The following is a 17499-nucleotide window of genomic DNA, read 5'->3' as shown; positions in this document are numbered from 1 at the left end:
GAGTGCGCCGGCACGCGCTCGAGCGCACCCGTTGCTCGTGGCGCACTCGACGGCGTCGGGGTGCACTCGGCGAGCGGGGGCCGAGTGCGTCGCGTTGGGCCGGACGGGTGACAGCGAGCGTCGCCCGTTGTCCGATTCGGACAATCCGGACGACGATGGGCTGACCACCGCGGCCGCGGCGGTCGCCCGCGCGGCCGTCGCCCGACGAAGGGAACCGCCCGTGACCGACGCGCCTGCCACTCGCCGTCCGCTCGCCGGGCACGACATCGCGATCGACCGTGAGCGCGTGCGGCGGCGTCGCGTGGTCCGCCTGTGCCTCGTCGTGCTCGCGCTCGAGGCGTACGTGGTGTGGGCCGCGCTGACCGGGCGCCCGCTGGTCGCGCTGCCGGCCGTGGACCCGTTGATCGTCGCGCCCGTGCTGTTCTTCGTCGCGCTCATCGCGCTGCTCGTCGGCACGCAGGTGGGCGCGGGGCGCTCGCCGCACGTCACGTACCGGCCCGAGCAGGTCGACGTCACGCTCGACGACGTGGTCGGCATCAACCCGGTCGTCGACGACGTGCGGCGCTCGATCGACCTGTTCCAGACGCACCGGCGGTTCGCCGACCAGATGGGCGGCACGCCGCGGCGCGGCCTGCTGTTCGAGGGCCCGCCCGGGACGGGCAAGACGCTCACGGCCAAGGCGATGGCCGCGGAGGCGGGCGTGCCGTTCCTGTTCGTGTCGGCGACGAGCTTCCAGTCGATGTACTACGGCGCGACGGCCCGCAAGATCCGCACGTACTTCCGCGCGCTGCGCACGGCCGCCCGCAAGGAGGGCGGTGCGATCGGGTTCATCGAGGAGATCGACGCGATCGCGCTGCGCCGCGGCGGGCTGCTCGCCTCGGAGCCGACGGCCGCGTTCGTCGGGCTGCCGTCGCCGTCGGCGCTGCTCGCGGGGCAGGGCGCCGGCGTGGTGCGGAACGCGATGGTCTCGGAGGGCACGGGCGGCGTCGTCAACGAGCTGCTGGTGCAGATGCAGTCGTTCGACGAGCCGGTGGGCGGCGACAAGGTCTACAACCGGCTGGTCGCGGCGGTGAACCTGCTGCTGCCCGCGCACCGGCAGCTCAGGCAGCGGCGCCCCACGCGTGCGCCGATCCTGCTGATCGCCGCGACCAACCGCGCGGACCACCTCGACCCGGCGCTGCTGCGCCCCGGCCGGTTCGACCGCCGGCTCACGTTCAACCCGCCCGACGCGCACGGGCGGCGCGCGCTCGTCGACCACTTCCTGGCGCGGCGCGCGCACCACCCGGAGCTCGACGAGCCCGCCGTCCGCGACCGTGTCGCCGCCGCGACGAGCGGCTGGACGCCCGTGATGGTCGAGCACCTGCTGGACGAGGCGCTCGTCAACGCGCTGCGCCGCGGCGACGACGCCATGGGCTTCCTCGACGTCGAGCAGGCGCGCATCACCGAGCTCGTCGGCATCGGCCACCCCGTGACGTACACGCCGACCGAGCGGACGCTCATCGCGACGCACGAGGCGGGTCACGCGGTGACCGCGTGGCTGGTCGCGCCCAACCGCACGCTCGAGGTGCTGACGATCGTCAAGCGCGGCTCGGCGCTGGGGCTGCTCGCGCACGGCGACTGCGAGGAGGTCTACACGCACACGAGCGGCGACCTGCGCGCGCTCGTGCAGATCGCGATGGGCGGCTGGGTCGCCGAGGAGCTGTTCTTCGGCCAGACGACGACGGGCCCGGCCTCCGACCTCGCGGCGGCGACCCGCACGGCCGCGCAGATGGTGGGTGCGGCGGGCATGGCGGGCTCGCTCGTGTCGTTCGCGGCGACGGACAAGGACCTGGTCTCGGCGGTGATCGCCGACCCGCGGGCGCGCGTGCAGCTCGAGGACGTGCTCGACAGCGCGCGGGCGACCGTGCGGCGGCTGCTCGCGAGCAACCGGGACCTGGTGGAGGCGCTGCGGGACGCGCTGCTCGACCGGTACGAGCTCGTGGGCGAGGAGATCACGTCGGTGCTGGAGAAGGCGGTCGCGGAGCGTCCGGACGGCGTGCGCCCCGAGCCGCCGGCGGAGCACCTGCGCATCGCCTGACGTCGGGCGGGGCCCGTGGTCAGCGGCCGCGGCGGGGCCTTTCGTCCCCGTCCGGCCATCCACATCGTGAGACGATGGTGGGGCCGGAGACCCCGGCCCGCATCGCCGTCGCACCCACAGGAGCGTCCTCGTGTCCGCCGTCACCTACCGCCGTCCCGCCGCCGCCCTCCCCGCTCGCGCCCGTCTGCGGCACCTCGTCGAGACCGTGCGCTGGGCTCCCGCCCCCTACTTCGAGGGCACCGCACGTCAGCGCCTCGGCTACGTCGCCTACGTGCTGGGCTCGATGCTCGCCTGGACGGCCGTGAGCCTCGGCGTGCTGGCGCTCGTCGGGCGCGCGCTCGCCGCCGTCTGACGTCTCGACCGCGGGGTCGACGGCCGGGTGCGTGACGACGCGCACCCGGCCGTCGTCGTGCCCGGGGCGGACATCCCGCGCAAAGCCCCTGTGGACCACCTGGGGACGGTGCGGCGCGGTCTGTGCACGGACGTGTGGGCGACGCGCACCGACCGTGCCCGCGGCGCCCATCGCTGCACGTCAGCGGCTCGGACGGTGTCCACAGGCGGGGGACGGAGAGGTCCCCAGGGTGAAGAACGACACACCTGTAACACAACACCTAGTGGTGGGTTGCGTTGTCAGACCCCAGGTGTAGTGTCTTCCCGGACGGCTCGCCCCGACTCGCTCGGGTGCCTCGACGGCACCCGCCCCCGGGTGTCTCGGCCGTCCAGGGGATACACGAACCACGAGCTCGGGGGAGCAGACGAATGACCATCACGGTGTACAGCAAGCCGGCCTGCGTGCAGTGCACGGCGACGTACCGCGCCCTCGACAAGCTCGGCCACGACTACACCGTGGTCGACATCTCCGAGGACGCCGACGCGCGCGACTACGTCATGTCGCTCGGGCACCTGCAGGCACCGGTCGTCGTCGCCGGCGGCGAGAACTGGTCCGGCTACCGGCCCGACCGCATCAAGGCGCTGGCCGAGAAGCTGGCGACGCAGGTCGCCTGACCCACGGGCGGGCCGCGTCCCGCCCCGCGCACGCCCCGGGTCGGCGCCGGCTCCGACCGCTCCGACCCGGCGGGCACTCGAGAAGAACGAGCCGACCGGCATCCACGGGTGCCGGTCGGCCCGCACCCGGCACAGGTGGCCGGGCCTCGGCATGCCCGGGGTCCGGTGCGGCACGCGACACGAGGAGGAGGGCGACGGTGGCTGACCTCGTCTACTTCTCCTCGGTCTCGGGCAACACCCACCGGTTCGTCCAGAAGCTCGGCCTGGCGTCGCAGCGCATCCCGCTGCGGCCCACGGACGGGTTCCTGAACGTCACCGAGCCGTACGTGCTCGTGCTGCCGACCTACGGCGGCGGCAACGAGGGCGGCGCGGTGCCCAAGCAGGTCATCAGGTTTCTCAACGACGAGGGCAACCGCTCGCACATCCGCGGCGTCATCGCCGCGGGCAACACCAACTTCAACGAGGCGTACTGCATCGCGGGGGACGTCGTGGCGCTCAAGTGCCGTGTCCCGCTGCTGTACCGCTTCGAGCTCATGGGGACCAACGAGGACGTCACGCGCGTGCGTGAGGGATTGGGGCAGTTTTGGCAGCGACAGTCGCAGCAGATACCCGCGTAGAGCTGACGGGGCTGGACTACCACGCCCTGAACGCGATGCTCAACCTGTACGACGCGGACGGGAAGATCCAGTTCGACGCCGACCGGCAGGCCGCGCGCGAGTTCTTCCTGCAGCACGTGAACCAGAACACGGTGTTCTTCCACGACCTCGACGAGAAGCTGGACTACCTCGTCGAGAACAAGTACTACGACCCGGCGGTGCTCGCGCAGTACGACCGCGCGTTCATCAAGTCGCTGTTCCAGTACGCGTACACCAAGAAGTTCCGGTTCCAGACGTTCCTGGGCGCGTTCAAGTACTACACGTCGTACACGCTCAAGACGTTCGACGGCAAGCGCTACCTGGAGCGCTTCGAGGACCGCGTGTGCATGGTCGCGCTCGCGCTCGCCGAGGGCGACCAGGACTTCGCCATGAGCCTGGTCGACGAGATCGTCTCGGGGCGCTTCCAGCCCGCGACGCCCACGTTCCTCAACCTCGGCAAGGCGCAGCGCGGCGAGCCCGTGTCCTGCTTCCTGCTGCGCATCGAGGACAACATGGAGTCCATCGCGCGCGGCATCAACTCGGCGCTGCAGCTGTCGAAGCGCGGCGGCGGCGTGGCCCTGCTGCTGTCGAACATCCGCGAGCACGGCGCGCCCATCAAGCACATCGAGAACCAGAGCTCGGGCGTCATCCCCGTCATGAAGCTCCTCGAGGACTCGTTCAGCTACGCCAACCAGCTCGGCGCGCGCCAGGGCGCCGGTGCCGTGTACCTGCACGCGCACCACCCGGACATCTACCGGTTCCTCGACACCAAGCGCGAGAACGCGGACGAGAAGATCCGCATCAAGACGCTGTCGCTGGGCGTGGTCATCCCCGACATCACGTTCGAGCTCGCCAAGAAGAACGAGCCGATGTACCTCTTCTCGCCGTACGACGTCGAGCGCGTCTACGGTGTGCCGTTCGCCGACGTGAACGTCACCGAGAAGTACTACGAGATGGTCGACGACAAGCGCATCCGCAAGACCAAGATCAGCGCGCGCGAGTTCTTCCAGACCCTCGCCGAGATCCAGTTCGAGTCCGGGTACCCGTACGTCATGTTCGAGGACACGGTGAACCGGGCCAACCCGATCGAGGGCAAGATCACGCACTCGAACCTGTGCTCGGAGATCCTGCAGGTCTCGACGCCGTCGACGTTCAACGAGGACCTGTCCTACGCCGAGGTCGGCCGCGACATCTCCTGCAACCTCGGGTCGATGAACATCGCGCTGTCGATGGACTCGCCCGACCTGGGCAAGACCGTCGAGACCGCGATCCGCGCGCTGACGGCCGTCTCGGACCAGACGAGCATCGAGTCGGTGCCGTCGATCAAGAAGGCCAACGCCGGCGGGCACGCGATCGGCCTGGGGCAGATGAACCTGCACGGGTACCTGGCGCGCGAGCGGATCTTCTACGGCTCCGACGAGGGCCTGGACTTCACGAACATCTACTTCTACACGGTCGCGTACCACGCGATCCGTGCGTCGAACCTGCTCGCGCAGGAGCGCAAGGCGTCGTTCTACGGCTTCGAGCGCTCGACGTACGCGACGGGCGAGTACTTCACGAAGTACGTCGAGAAGGAGTGGAAGCCGCGCACCGAGCGCGTCGCCGCGCTGTTCGCCGACGCGGGCGTGCACATCCCCACGCAGGACGACTGGCGCGAGCTGGCCGCCCTGGTGGCCGAGCACGGCCTGTACAACCAGAACCTGCAGGCGGTCCCGCCGACCGGCTCGATCTCGTACATCAACCACTCGACGAGCTCGATCCACCCGATCGCGTCGAAGATCGAGATCCGCAAGGAGGGCAAGATCGGGCGCGTCTACTACCCGGCGCCCTTCATGACGAACGACAACCTGGAGTACTACCAGGACGCGTACGAGATCGGCTTCGAGAAGATCATCGACACGTACGCCGAGGCGACGCAGCACGTCGACCAGGGCCTGTCGCTCACGCTCTTCTTCAAGGACACCGCGACCACGCGTGACCTCAACCGCGCGCAGATCTACGCGTGGAAGAAGGGCATCAAGACGATCTACTACATCCGCCTGCGGCAGATGGCGCTCGAGGGCACCGAGGTCGAGGGCTGCGTCAGCTGCATGCTGTGACGCCCCGACACCGCGACGCCCTCCGACGAGACCAAGGACGAACGACATGATGAGCCCCACGGGCAAGCTGAAGCTGGTCGACCGCGTGTCGGCGATCAACTGGAACCGCCTCCAGGACGAGAAGGACCTCGAGGTCTGGGACCGCCTGGTCGGCAACTTCTGGCTGCCGGAGAAGGTGCCGGTCTCCAACGACATCCAGTCCTGGGCGACCCTCACCGACGCCGAGAAGCTCATGACGAGCCGCGTGTTCACCGGCCTCACGCTCCTGGACACCATCCAGGGCACGGTCGGCGCGGTCAGCCTCATCCCCGACGCGCTGACCCCGCACGAGGAGGCCGTCTACACGAACATCGCGTTCATGGAGTCGGTGCACGCCAAGTCGTACTCCTCGATCTTCTCGACGCTCATGTCGACCAAGGAGATCGACGAGGCGTTCCGCTGGTCGGAGGAGAACCCGAACCTGCAGCGCAAGGCCGAGATCGTCCTCAACTACTACCGGGGTGACGAGCCGCTCAAGCGCAAGGTCGCCTCGACGATGCTCGAGTCGTTCCTGTTCTACTCGGGCTTCTACGCACCCATGTACTGGGCGTCGCGCGCCAAGCTCACCAACACGGCCGACCTGATCCGCCTCATCATCCGCGACGAGGCCGTGCACGGGTACTACATCGGCTACAAGTTCCAGAAGGGCCTCGAGCTGGTCTCCCCGGCCGAGCGCGCCGAGCTCAAGGACTACACGTTCGAGCTGCTCTTCGAGCTGTACGACAACGAGGTGGAGTACACGCAGGACCTGTACGACGAGCTCGGCCTCACCGAGGACGTCAAGAAGTTCCTGCGCTACAACGCCAACAAGGCCCTCATGAACCTCGGCTACGAGGCTCTGTTCCCGCGCGACGAGACGGACGTCAACCCGGCGATCCTCTCGGCGCTGAGCCCCAACGCCGACGAGAACCACGACTTCTTCTCCGGGTCGGGCTCGTCGTACGTCATCGGCAAGGCCGTCAACACCGAGGACGAGGACTGGGACTTCTGATCCGGTCCGGCACGGCGTGACCACGGCCCCGGCGGGTTCTCCGCCGGGGCTGTCGTCGTCCGTCTACGTCCGCAGGCGCGGTGGGTCGGGGTGGGCGCGCCCGGGTGCGCGCTCGCACCCCCGGTGCGAGCGTGGGACGAACCCGCCGCACACCCCGGGAGGACGCATGAGCGAGCAGCACCCCGAGCCCGTCGACGGCACGCCGGACGTGCTCGAGCGCCTCACCGACCCGGACCCCGAGCCCGTCGACGGCGAGGACAGCAGCCCCGACGACGCTGGCGACGCGGTCGTCCCCTGAGGTGCAGGCGGATGATCTGCCACAAGTGCGAGGAGGCCGTCCCACGTACTCGCGCCTCTGTCTAGGGTGGGGACGTGGCCACGGCGGGGAACCGAGACGTCGAGCGGAGCCCTCGGGCGGTGCGACGCCAGCTCCTTGCCTCTGATGGGCCCGCCGAGGGGACCATGCTCGGCCAACCGACCGCTGCCGCCTTCGTGCCTCCAGCCCCAGGCCCGCACCCGTGGGTGCAAGGAGCGGAGCTGGCGGTGATCACACCGCTGACGCCCGACGCGGCGCAGCGGCTGCACGAGGACCTCGACGCGGTCGACCACGGCGCGGCGCCACCGTCCTGACGGCGAACCTCGACGACTTCCTGCCGTTCGCGCACGTCGTCCAGGTCGCGGCGCCGGTCCGCCGTTGACGCGGCCGCGGCGGCCGGAGCGCGTCAGCCCAGCGACGCGCGCAGCGCCTTCAGCTCGCGCTTGAGCTTCTTGCGCACGTACACCGCTGTCGCGACGGCCTCGGCGCCGCTGTAGCCGCGGGGTGCGGCCTCGATCGTCATGATCAGGTACAGGTAGGTGCGGTAGAGCGTGAGCCGCAGCCGTGCCCGGTCGTCGAGCACGAGCGGCTCGCCGGCGGCCTGCGCGTACCCGTCGAGGAAGTCGAAGTCCTTGGCGGGGTTCGCGAACAGCGCGGTCGACGCGAGCTCGGCCAGCGGGTCGCCCCAGAACGCGCGCTCGCCGTCGATGAGCGCCTCGAGGCGCGCGGTGCCAGCCGACCGCGCGACGAACACGTTGCCCGCCCACAGGTCGAAGTGCGTGAGCACGGGCACCTCGACGGTGTCGAGCTCGGGCGCGGCCGCCGTGACCCGCTCCGACAGCCCGGCCGCCGAGCGCGGCAGGCGCACGCCGTACCGGTCGGCGTCGGCCAGCAGCGCGTCGACCATCGCCGCGAACGCCACCGACCAGCGGTCGGCCGACAGCGCGCCGTCGGGCCGGACGTACCCGAACCGCGTGCCCGTGACCGTGCGCAGCCGTGCGACCGCGCCGCCGAGCTCGCGCCGCACGGCGGCCGTCTGCTCGGGGCTCAGGTCGCGGCGCAGGTTGTGCAGCGGCGCCCCGTCGAGGTGCTGCAGCACCAGCACGTCGCGGTCCACGTGCCGGCGGGTCAGGTCGACGCCCAGCACCTGCGGCACCGGCACGACGCCCGCCGCGCGGCGGAAGAAGTCGACCTCCGCCGGCATGAGGTCCTGCTCGTAGGTGAGCAGCGGCGTGCCCGCGGGCGGTGCGACCTTGACGACCGCGCGCGACCCGTCGGCCAGCGTGACCGCGTACGCGGCGTTGAACATGCCGTCGGTCAGCGGCCGGACGTCCGCGACGGGTGACTCCGTGCCCAGGATCTCGCGCACGAGCGTCTCGAGCGTGGGGCGGTCGACCTCGACCTTGGTGGCGCTGCGCATCGGGGAGTCCTCGCGTCGGTCCGGGGCCGGGGTCGGCCACGTGTCCTCGTCACCCTAGCCAGCGTCGCGGCCGCCGCCGGCACGCGGGTGCTCACGCCGCACCGAGCACCACGAGCTCGGATGTCGCGCGCGTCATCGCGACGTACCGGTCGACCGTCGCCGCGACGTCCTCGCCCCATGCGCCCGGGTCGACGAGCACGACGAGGTCGAACTCCAGGCCCTTCGCGAGCGTCGGCGTGAGCGACCGCACGCGGTCCCGCGCGGCGACGTCGCCCGCCCCGACGTCGCCCGACCCGACGTCGCCCGACCCGACGACGCCCGACCCGACGACGTCCGCCTCGGCGGCGTCCGCCCCGATGACGCACACGACCCCCGTGGCGTGCGCCGCGAGCCACGCGTCGAGCAGCGCGTCGAGGTCCGCCACGGCCCCGTGCCGCACGGGCACGCCGGTCGCGCGGATCGACGTCGGCACGTTCGCGTCCGGCACGGCCGCGCGGATCACGGGCTCGGCGGCGGCCATGATCTCGGCGGGCGTCCGGTAGTTCACGGTGAGGGTCGCGACGTCGACGTCACGCAGACCCACGCGCGTCAGCCGCGCGGTCCACGGCTCGACGAACCCCGCGCGCGCCTGCGCGCGGTCGCCCACGACCGTGAACGACCGCGACGGGCACCGTGCAAGCAGCATCTGCCACTGCGCGTCGGTGAGCTCCTGCGCCTCGTCCACCACGACGTGCGCGAACGGCCCCGCGAGCCGGTCGGGCGTGGGCCGCTCGACCGTCTCGTGGTCGACGAGCGCCTCGCGCAGGTCGCCCTGCGCGAGCGACTTCATGAGGCCCAGCTCCGAGTCGTCGTTCGACGCGAGGTAGTCCACGACGTCCGCCATGTACTCGCGGTCGGCGGCCTCCGCGGCGTCCCGCTCGCGCGCGCGGCGCGGTGCCTCGGGGTCGCCCACGCGGCGGCGTGCGGCGTCGAGCAGCGGCAGGTCGGCGTCGGTCCACGCGTGCGGGTCGTCGCGCTGCAGCGCGCGCACCTCGTCGGGGGTCAGCCAGGGCGCGCACAGCCGCAGGTAGGCAGGCACCGACCACAGGTCGGCGACGACGTCGGGGCCGTCCAGCAGCGGCCAGTGCCGCCCGAACGTGCGCGTCAGCTCGCGGTTGCGGGTCAGCGCGCGGCGCAGCTCGGCGGTCGGCACGTCCGCGTCGTGCCGCTCGACGACGAGCGCGGCGAGCGTCTCCCACACCTGGTCGCGCGCCTCGTCGTGCGGCGTGCCCGGCTCGACCGACGCGAACGCGTCCGCCCAGTCGGCGGCGGTCAGCACGACGTCCGCCCACGGGGTCCCGACCACCAGGTCGGCCGTCGGCGGGCGCTCCGAGAACGCGACGGCGGGCTCGACCGCGTCGACCATCGCGACGGTCGACTTCAGCGCCGCGACGCGCGGGTCCGGCTCGGGCCGCGCGTGCGCGCCCTCGGGCACCAGGTCCCGCAGCGTGCACGTCACCACGCCGTCCTCGCCGAGGCTCGGCAGCACGTCCGCGACGTAGTCGAGGTACGGCCGGTGCGGGCCGACCACGAGCACGCCGCCGTGCCGCGCGAGGTGCGGGTCGGCGTGCAGCAGGTACGCCGCGCGGTGCAGCGCGACGACCGTCTTGCCGGTGCCCGGCCCGCCGTCGACCACGAGCGTGCCGCGCGCGTCGGCGCGGATCGCGGCGTCCTGGTCCGTGGCGATCGTCGTGAGCACGTCCCGCATGCGGTCGGAGCGGTCCTCGCCGAGGCTCGCGAGGAACGCCGACTGGTCGTCGGGCGCGACGCCGTCGGCGTGCGCGTCGGGCGTCAGCACCTCGTCCCAGTAGTCGACGACCCGCCCGCCCGACCACCGGTACCGGCGCCGGCTCACCAGCCCGAGGGGGTGCGCGACCGTGGCCGCGAAGAACGGCGCCGCGAGCGGCGAGCGCCAGTCCACGAGCAGGCGCGTGCCGTCGAGGTCGGTGAGGCCGATGCGGCCGACGTACGTGCGCGTGCCGTCGGCCGCGACCGTGCGGCCCAGGCAGACGTCGGGCCCGAACCGGCGCAGCAGCCGCACCCGTGCGGTGAGGCGGTGCACCTCCTGGTCGCGCTCGAGCGCGGCCGTGCCCGTGCGGGTCGGCGTGCGGCGTGCGTCGTCGAGGCGTGCGCGCGCGTCGGCGAGCTGCGCGCGCAGCGCGTCGGCCACCGCGGCGAGGTGCGCCGCGTCCTGCGCGACGAGCGCGGGGTCGGCCTTGGCGGACAGGGTCGCGGGCAGCGCGAAAGGGCTGGTCACGGGCGTGTTCACGGCATCGTCTCCGCTGGGTCGGCCGCTCCGCGCGCGGGTCGGTGCGCGGGCACGGGTCGACGATCCTGCGCCCTGGTGGGGGCCTTGCCGCAAGCCCCCCACCTGGACGTATGGTGGATGTGGCGGGGGAGACGACGAGCACGGCACGGGTCGGTGCCGCAGCCGTCGGCCGTGGGGCCCCGGGCGGGCGCGCGGGTCTCAGGCGGGCGACGGCTCCGTCGTGCCGTCGGGTCCGGTCGTGTCGTCCGAGCCCGCGGCGTCGTCGCGCGCGGGGCACGCGGCGAGCACGTGCGGCAGCGCCGACGTCACGCGGTTGCCCGCCGCGGGCAGCCCGACGAGCACCGCCGACAGCACCTCGTCCCGGCTCGCGCCGAGCTCGAGCGCGCGCCGTGTGTGGAAGTCCAGGCCCGAGTGCAGCCCTGTCGCCGCGAGCACCGCCAGGTAGGCGAGCTCCTGCGTGCGCTCGTCGAGCGCGCTCGCGTCGCCGAGCTCGCCGACCGCGCGCACCCACACACCGAACTGCTCGGGGGTCTCGCGCGCGAATGCCTGGAAAGCCTCGGACACGCTCATGACGCCGTCCCTCCGTGGTGCCGGGCGGCGTGCTGCCGGCCCGCTGCACCGCGAACGTACGACCGGCCGCCCGCAGCGGCGGCGGACGTAGGTCCCCGGCGACCTGCCCGCGACCCGCGAGGCCGCCGGGAGGGCGGGTCGCGGCGCCACCGCCACGACCCGCCCGCAGAGTCACCCCGGCCGCCTCACGACGCGCGGCTCCACTGGAACGTCGCGGCCGACGTGCACGTGCGCTGCTCGAGCGCCGCACCGTCCGCGGTCGACGCGCCGACGACGCCGACGCACCGGCCGCTGGCCCGGTTGACGAGCTGCTCGTACCCGTCGCCCGTCGACCGCCAGGAGAACTGCTGGTTGGTGCGGCCGTGGCACGTGTACTGGATGAGCCGCGCGCCGTCGGCGGTCGACGCGCCGGTCACGTCGAGGCACTTGCCGCTGTTCACGGACCGCAGCGACACGTACCCGCCGCCGGCGTCCACCACCTGCCAGCGCTGCCACGGCTGCCCGTTGCTCGCCCACTGGCCGACCACCGCGGCGTCGTCGCGGTTGGGCTGCTGCACGTCCATGACCTTGCCGCTCGCGCGGTTGACGACCCGCACGTCACCGGCCCCGGGCGTGGGCGTCGGGGTGGGGGTCGGCGTCGTGCCCCCGCCGCGCGTGAACTGCCAGCTCCCCACGTTGAACAGCTCGCCGCTGCCGCCCGCGAACCGCAGCACGAGGTCGCGCGTGCCGGTCGCGCCGCTGACCGGGCACGTCACGGTCGTCCACGTCTGCCACCCGCCCGTGCCGGGCACCGTGCACGTGCCCACCACCGGCCCTGACGCGCTGTCGAGCCGCACCTCGATGCGTCCGCCGCTCGTGGCCGACGCGACGCGTGCGCTGAACGACGCCGCGCCGGACCCGAACGCGACGCCCTTGACGCGCACCCAGTCGCCGTTCCCGATGAACGCGAGGTTGAGCCCGCCCTCGGTCGCGCGCTCGGTCTCGACGCCGCTCGCCCAGGCCACGGTCTCGGCCTGCTGCGTGACGTACGGGTCGAGCGGCTCGATCTGCGGCGGTCCCGCGGTGGTCATGTTCATGAGCGGGATCGACCCGTCGGCGCCGTACGTGAACTGCTCGACCGCGACGGACCGCGTGAACCCGCCCCCGCCCGGCAGCGCGCCGTTGTGGTAGAAGAAGTACGACCTGCCCCGGTAGTCCACGACCCCCGGGTGGTTGGTGAAGCTGCTGCCCTGCTTCGGCATGACGGTGCCGCGGTACGTCCACGGGCCGGTGGGCCCGGGCGCCGTCGAGTAGCCGATGAACTCGCTGCAGCACTCGGCCGCGAACACGTTGTAGTAGGTGCCGTCGCGCTTGTACACCCACGGCCCCTCCTCGTAGAGCGTGGGCCGGTTCGCGACGTTGCCCGGGCGGGTGCCGAACCCGGCCGTCGTCAGCGGGATCCGGGTGGGGCTGCCGGAGTACGACACCATGTCGCGGTTGAGCTTGACGTACCAGAGGTTCGGGTTGCCCCAGTAGAGGTACGCCTGCCCGTCGTCGTCGATCATCACGGTCGGGTCGATCTCGCCGTTGCCGACCAGGGGACGCCCGATCGCGTCCCGGAACGGCCCCGTCGGGCTGTCGGAGACGCCGACGCCGATGACCATGCCGCCGCCGCGCTGCTTGACGGGCACGTAGAAGAAGAACTTCCCGTCGCGCTCGACGACCTGACCGGCCCACGCGTCGGCCTCGGCCCACGCGAACGTCGCCAGCCCCATGGGGGAGCCGTGGTCGGTCCAGTTGGCCATGTCGGTCGTCGAGAAGACGCGCCAGTCCTTCATCGTGAAGTACGTCGAGCCGTCCTCGTCGTGGCTCGTGTACACGTACAGGCGCCCGTCGTGGACGAGCGGCGCGGGGTCGGCCGTGTACACGGTCTGGACGATCGGGTTGTCGGCCGCCGCCGGTGACGTGAGCGCCACGGGCAGCAGCAGCGCGACCGCGGCCAGCGCCGCGGCCCGCCAGCGCCTCACCGCCGGCTCCACACCTGGTTGGCCGCGCCGGTGCACGTCCACAGCAGCACCCCCGTGCCGTTGGCGGTGAGGTTGCGGTCGACGTCGAGGCAGAGCCCCGACGCGACGCCGCGGATCGTGCCGTTCGCCTGCGTGGTCCACTGCTGGTTGGTGCCGCCGTGGCAGTCGTACAGCTGCACGGCCGTCCCGGCGGTCGCGCCGTTCGGGGCGTCGAGGCAGCGGCCGAGCACGCGCAGCGTCGCACCGTCGGCCGTCCACCGCTGGTTGGTGCCGCCGTGGCAGTCCCAGATCACCGGGCGCGTCCCGTTGGCGGTCGCGCCGTTCGGGGCGTCGAGGCAGCGGCCCGACGCGGCGCTGACCAGGGTCGTCGTCGACGTGCCGGGCGACGTCGTGCCGGGCGTGACGCGGTAGAGCGCGACGCCGTGCGCGGGGACCGTCGCGGTGATCCGGTCGGACGTCTGGCCCGTCGCGCCGGTCCACAGCTCGCGGTAGGACGCGGTGCCCGCGCCCAGGCCCGCCTCGGCGAGCGTCGCCGAGATCGACCGCTGGCCGTTGCCGCGGTTGAGCAGCGCGACGGCGGCCGAGCCGTCGGCGAGCGGCTTGACCCACACCTCGGCGTCGCCGTCGTCGCGCACGCGGTCGGCCTGCCGCACGAGCGGGTCCTGGTCGATCGCGAGCACGTCGCCGTTGGTGAGGACCGACCGCACGTCGGCGGTCATGTTCCGGATGTCGTTGCCGGCGATGAGCGGCGCCGAGAGCATCGCCCACATGCTCATGTGCGCGCGGTTCTCGGTGGCGTTGAGGCTGTTGCGCACGCCGACCATGAGCATGTCGGGGTCGTTGTACTGCCCCGGCTTCGTCCACTCGCGCATCGGCTCGATGATGTCGAGCGCCTCGGTGATGCCGACGAAGCACCACTGGTCCGACGGCGGGCAGCCGGTCGACCACGCGTCCTTGAGGTCCTCGGACGTGCGCCACATGTCGGCGAACGCGCCCCAGCCGGAGTACGTCGGTGCGGTGTTGTCGTGCGCGCTGTTGGGGTTGATCGAGTAGACGATGGGCCGCCCGGTGGCCTTGAGCGCGTCGCCGAACTTCTTGAACAGCGCCGCCTGCTCCTGCACGTTGCCGCGCGGGTCGCACCAGTCGTGCTTGACGTAGTCGACGCCCCACGACACGAACAGCTGAGCGTCGCGCGTCTCGTTGCCGTTGGAGGACGTGCCGGGGCGGTTGTTGAAGTACTGGTCGCACGTCTTCTCGCGCGGCGCGTGGTACAGCCCGAACTTCAGGCCCTTGGAGTGGATGTAGTCGCCGAGCGCCTTCATGCCGGACGGGAACCGCGTGGTGTTGGGTCGCAGGTTGCCGTCGGGGCCGCGCGTGTCCTGCATCCAGCAGTCGTCGACCACGACGTACTGGTAGCCCGCGGCGGCCATGCCGGAGCTGACCATCGCGTCGGCCGCCTGGCGGATCATCTGCTCGTTGATGTTGCAGTAGAACGTGTTCCACGAGTTCCACCCGAGCGGCGGCAGCGGCGCCGGCTCGTCGACGGTGGGGGCGGGTGCCGCCGCGAGGGCGGCGGACGCCGCGGGGGACGCGGCCGCGGGGCCGGTCGGCGCCGCGAGGCCCGCGAGGGGCGCCGCGAGCAGCGCGAGCGTGAGGACGAGCGCGCGGGTGCGCGAGCGCGGGCGTGGGCGGGTGCGGTGCACGGGCGTCTCCTGGGCGGACGGGGCCCGCGGGCGGGCCGGACCGACCCGGCGGACGTCGGTGTCCGTCGGGCGTCACGGCGGCGACGGGTGCCCGGGCTCCGTCGCCCGGGACGCCGCTCACCGACCGTGAACGTTCACAACCACGCCTGACGATGCTGCTCCGGCGGGGCGCCGTCGAGGGGTTGAAACGCTTCGAGCGGCGTCGGACGCGTGGCCGGCGGGGTGTGCGGGCAGCGCCGTGGCGGGCCGCGCGTGGGTGCCCGGGCCGGACGCGCCGCGCGGGTCCCGGGTCGCACGGCGCGCGCGTCGCTACAGTGGTGAAGCGGTTCGCCGACGACCTCTGGGAAGTGGCCGTGCGCGCAGGTAGTGTCAGCGCATGGCAAACGTTCTCCACGTCTCCATCGACGGCTCCGACGACGCAGCCGGCACGCACGACGCGCCGCTGCGGACCATCGACCGCGCCGCGCAGCTCGCGCGGCCCGGCGACACGGTGACGGTCCACGCCGGCACGTACCGCGAGTGGGTCCGCCCGCGCCGCGGCGGCACCGGCGAGCACCGTCGCATCACCTACCAGGCCGCGCCCGGCGAGCACGTGCGCATCACCGGCGCCGAGCAGGTCACCGGCTGGCAGCCGCTCGGCGGCGGCGTGTGGCGGGTCGAGATCCCGAACGCGCTGTTCGGCGACCTCAACCCGTTCGCCGTCGAGATCGACGGCGACTGGATCGTGCGCCCCGGGCGCGACGACCCCAAGCAGCACCTGGGCGCCGTCTACCTCGACGGCCGCCGCCTGCACGAGGTCGCGACGGCCGACGCGGTCGCCGACGCCCCGCGCCGCACCGAGCAGGTCGACGACTGGACCGGCACCGTCGTGCCCGTCCCGGACCCCGACTGGACGCCGCGCGTCTGGCACGCCGAGGTCGGCGCCGACGTCACGACCGTCACCGCGAGCTTCGGCGACGCCGACCCGAACGCGTCGCTCGTCGAGGTCAACGTCCGCCCCGCGGTGTTCTTTCCCGCCGACCACCACGTCGACTTCATCACCGTGCGCGGCTTCGAGCTGTGCCAGGCCGCGACGCAGTGGGCCCCGCCCACCGCGAACCAGCCCGGCCTCGTCGGCCCCAACTGGGCGCGCGGCTGGGTCATCGAGGACAACGACATCCACGACGCGACGTGCTCGGCGGTCTCGCTGGGCAAGGAGGCGTCCACGGGTGACAACTACGCGACCGACCGCGGCGACAAGCCCGGCTACCAGTACCAGCTCGAGTCCGTGTTCTCGGCGCGGCAGATCGGCTGGGACCGCGAGCACATCGGCTCGCACGTCGTGCGCAACAACCACATCCACCACTGCGGGCAGAACGCCGTGGTCGGGCACCTGGGCTGCGTGTTCTCGCGCATCGAGGGCAACCACATCCACGACATCGCCAACGACCGCGCGTTCTACGGGCACGAGATCGCGGGCATCAAGCTGCACGCGCCCATCGACGTCGTCATCGCGGACAACCGCATCCACGACTGCTCGCTCGGCATCTGGCTGGACTGGCAGACGCAGGGCACACGCATCACGCGCAACGTGCTGTGGGGCAACAGCCGCGACCTGTTCGTCGAGGTCAGCCACGGCCCCTACGTCGTCGACCACAACGTGCTGACCTCGCCCGTCTCGGTCGAGAACCACAGCCAGGGCGGCGCGTACGTCAACAACCTGCTCGCGGGCACGGTGGGCCTCAAGCAGATGCTCGACCGCGCGACCCCGTACCACCGGCCGCACTCCACGCAGGTCGCGGGCTACGCGATCATCGTGTGCGGCGACGACCGCTGGGTCGGCAACGTGTTCGTCGGCGGCGACCTCGACACCGCGTACTCGTCCGAGACGTGGGGCCGCATCGGTGCCGGCGTCGGCACGGCCGCGTACGACGGCTACCCGACGTCGCTCGAGCAGTACCTCACCGAGATGGGCGACCGCTGGGACGGCGACCACACGCGGTTCACGGGCCGCGTGCAGCCGTACCTCGCGCGCGGCAACGTGTACGCGGGCGGCACGCGCCCGGCCGACGTCGAGACCGACGCGGTCGTGCTCGACGGGCCCGCGCGCCTCGAGGTCGTCACGTCGGGCGACGAGGTGTGGCTCGAGGTCGACGTGCCCGGCGCCGACGCCGCCGTGCTCGACGTCGTCACGGGCGCCGACCTGCCGCCCGTGCGGTTCGTCGGCGCCGAGTTCGAGGACCCGGACGGCTCGCCCGTCCGCCTCGGCACCGACCTCGAGGGCACGCAGGTCACCGGCCCCACGCCGGCCGGCCCGCTCGCGGGCGGTCTGAGCGGAGCGCGCGTCCGCG

The 17499-nt window shown here is 72.6% G+C and carries 13 protein-coding genes; 8 read left to right on the top strand and 5 right to left on the bottom strand.

The genetic code is table 11. The features are described 5' to 3' along the window. Positions 1-220: 220 nt before the first annotated feature. The 7 genes from ATM99_RS01075 (at position 221) to ATM99_RS19800 (ending at position 7144) form a co-directional block, all read left to right on the top strand. Positions 221-2077 carry an AAA family ATPase gene (locus tag ATM99_RS01075; protein ID WP_062101111.1) on the top strand — a complete coding sequence of 619 codons (1857 nt, stop codon included), beginning with the start codon at positions 221-223 and terminating at the stop codon, positions 2075-2077. Positions 2078-2207: 130 nt separating this feature from the next. Then, positions 2208-2429 (top strand): hypothetical protein, encoded by a 222-nt coding sequence (locus ATM99_RS01070; RefSeq protein WP_062101110.1) that lies wholly within the window; start codon positions 2208-2210, stop codon positions 2427-2429. A gap of 407 nt (positions 2430-2836) precedes the next feature. Further along, positions 2837-3082 (top strand): glutaredoxin-like protein NrdH, encoded by a 246-nt coding sequence (gene nrdH / locus ATM99_RS01065; RefSeq protein ID WP_046529924.1) that lies wholly within the window; start codon positions 2837-2839, stop codon positions 3080-3082. A 197-nt stretch (positions 3083-3279) separates the two neighbouring features. Further along, a complete protein-coding gene (nrdI, locus tag ATM99_RS01060; protein WP_062101109.1) occupies positions 3280-3699 on the top strand; it encodes a class Ib ribonucleoside-diphosphate reductase assembly flavoprotein NrdI in 420 nt (139 codons plus the stop codon). Continuing rightward, entirely contained in the window at positions 3666-5816 is a 2151-nt protein-coding gene (gene nrdE, locus ATM99_RS01055) for a class 1b ribonucleoside-diphosphate reductase subunit alpha (protein ID WP_062101108.1), read from the top strand. The genes nrdI and nrdE overlap by 34 nt, the downstream gene beginning before the upstream one ends. 49 nt (positions 5817-5865) lie before the next feature. Continuing rightward, a complete protein-coding gene (gene nrdF / locus ATM99_RS01050) occupies positions 5866-6846 on the top strand; it encodes a class 1b ribonucleoside-diphosphate reductase subunit beta (protein ID WP_046531059.1) in 981 nt (326 codons plus the stop codon). Positions 6847-7012: 166 nt separating this feature from the next. Next, positions 7013-7144: a hypothetical protein gene (locus tag ATM99_RS19800; RefSeq protein ID WP_255356767.1), complete on the top strand. Its 132-nt coding sequence runs from the start codon at positions 7013-7015 to the stop codon at positions 7142-7144. Between the two features lie 424 nt (positions 7145-7568). On the opposite strand, the gene ATM99_RS01045 is transcribed toward ATM99_RS19800, so the two are convergent. From ATM99_RS01045 to ATM99_RS01025, 5 genes are all read right to left on the bottom strand, one after another. Beyond that, positions 7569-8582, bottom strand: a complete 1014-nt coding sequence (locus ATM99_RS01045) for an aminoglycoside phosphotransferase family protein (protein ID WP_062101107.1) — start codon at positions 8580-8582, stop codon at positions 7569-7571. A 91-nt stretch (positions 8583-8673) separates the two neighbouring features. After that, positions 8674-10890: an RNA polymerase recycling motor ATPase HelR gene (gene helR / locus ATM99_RS01040; RefSeq protein WP_062101106.1), complete on the bottom strand. Its 2217-nt coding sequence runs from the start codon at positions 10888-10890 to the stop codon at positions 8674-8676. 198 nt (positions 10891-11088) lie between these two features. Continuing rightward, complete coding sequence (locus tag ATM99_RS01035; protein WP_062101105.1) at positions 11089-11460, bottom strand: carboxymuconolactone decarboxylase family protein; 372 nt, start codon at positions 11458-11460, stop codon at positions 11089-11091. Positions 11461-11645: 185 nt separating this feature from the next. Continuing rightward, a complete protein-coding gene (locus ATM99_RS01030) occupies positions 11646-13466 on the bottom strand; it encodes a family 43 glycosylhydrolase (RefSeq protein WP_150118044.1) in 1821 nt (606 codons plus the stop codon). Beyond that, positions 13463-15169: a ricin-type beta-trefoil lectin domain protein gene (locus ATM99_RS01025; protein WP_062101103.1), complete on the bottom strand. Its 1707-nt coding sequence runs from the start codon at positions 15167-15169 to the stop codon at positions 13463-13465. The genes ATM99_RS01030 and ATM99_RS01025 overlap by 4 nt, the downstream gene beginning before the upstream one ends. Before the next feature lie 376 nt (positions 15170-15545). Here ATM99_RS01025 and ATM99_RS01020 point away from each other — a divergent pair. Further along, positions 15546-17499, top strand: a 1954-nt coding sequence (locus tag ATM99_RS01020) for a right-handed parallel beta-helix repeat-containing protein (RefSeq protein ID WP_062101102.1), incomplete at its 3' end; no start/stop codon positions are given.

This window comes from Cellulomonas sp. B6, from assembly GCF_001462455.1.
Lineage (GTDB): Bacteria > Actinomycetota > Actinomycetes > Actinomycetales > Cellulomonadaceae > Cellulomonas.
The sequence above is the reverse complement of the archived record's forward strand: the minus strand, read 5'-3'. Positions and strand labels throughout refer to the sequence as shown.